Here is a 1241-nt window from a genome sequence, read left to right as displayed (position 1 = left end):
AACTATACTCGGAGGCAGGCGGCAGAGATTTTAGGGGAAATCGGACAAGGAAATCCTCAAGCCATTGCTGCGTTGGTTAATCTTATCGCTACCACTGAGGATGACGATACCTTTGAGGAGGCGGCTTGGAGTTTAGAAAAAATCGGACAAGGAAATCCTCAAGCCATTGCTGCGTTGGTCAATCTTTTCTCCACCACTGAGGATGAATATACCCGGATGCAGGCGGCTGAGAGTTTAGGGGAAATCGGACAAGGAAATCCTCAAGCCATTGCTGCCTTGGTCAAAGTTATCGCTACCACGGAGGATGAAGATACCCGGATGCAGGCGGCTAAGAGTTTAAGGAACATCGACCCTGGAAATCCCGAGGTGATCGCTGCTTTGGTTAATCTTCTCTCCACCACGGAGGATGAAGATACCCGGATGCAGGCGGCTAAGAGTTTAGGGAAAATCGGACAAGGAAATCCCGAGGCTGTTGCGGCGTTGATCAATCTTCTGGTCACTGCTGAAAAGAAAGCCACCCGGAAGCAGGCGGCAAAGATTTTAGGGAAAATCGGACAAGGGAAGCCAGAAGCAGTTGCGGCGTTGGTCAATCTTCTCGCCACTACTGAGAATAAAGCTACTCGGAAGCGGGCGGCAAAGATTTTAGGGAAAATTCTCACCACACCCCAACAATATGCAGGAGTTGTCACCGCCTTAAAAGACAACCTCGGCGATGAAGTTTACCAAAACAACTTTAAACGATTCGAGGAATGCTACAACCTCATCTGGAACTGTGCCGAAAATCTCCCCTATCCCGAATTTTACCAAGCATGGCACAATCCCCCCACCACCCCCCATCCCGAAGTCACCGAACAAACCCCCCATAGTGGCGAACCCTCTTTCGCCTCTCCACTCACCTGGGAATCCCTGCAACACCTGCCCCTGTATTGCCTCAACGCCGACCTCCTCGCTGACGAAACCCGCGAACCGGAAATCGCCCTCACCCTCAGCGAACTGATTTGGGAAATCACCTGTCCCGACGAAGACCCCCCGGAACCCGCCACCCCCGCTGAACTGCGCCGCCACCTCAAAACCCTAAAACGCCGTAACCTCCTCCCCCACCGTGCCATCCTCTTCGGTAGCGAAACGGTTTCCACCCCGACCCAACCCACCCCAGAACTCATCGCCTTTTGCCAAAAACTGACGGGGGTAATTGCCGTTGCCTTCCTCACCGACGACCCCCTAGAAGCGCCGTTAAAAGG

The 1241-nt window shown here is 53.1% G+C and carries 1 protein-coding gene; it reads left to right on the top strand.

Going from position 1 to position 1241, the window contains the following annotated elements:
* On the top strand, positions 1-1241 hold a 1241-nt coding region (locus AC0QH1_RS30775), incomplete at both ends, for a HEAT repeat domain-containing protein (protein ID WP_324635259.1).

This window comes from Phormidium sp. CCY1219 (assembly GCF_055795085.1).
This window is presented reverse-complemented; position numbering and strand designations above follow the sequence as displayed.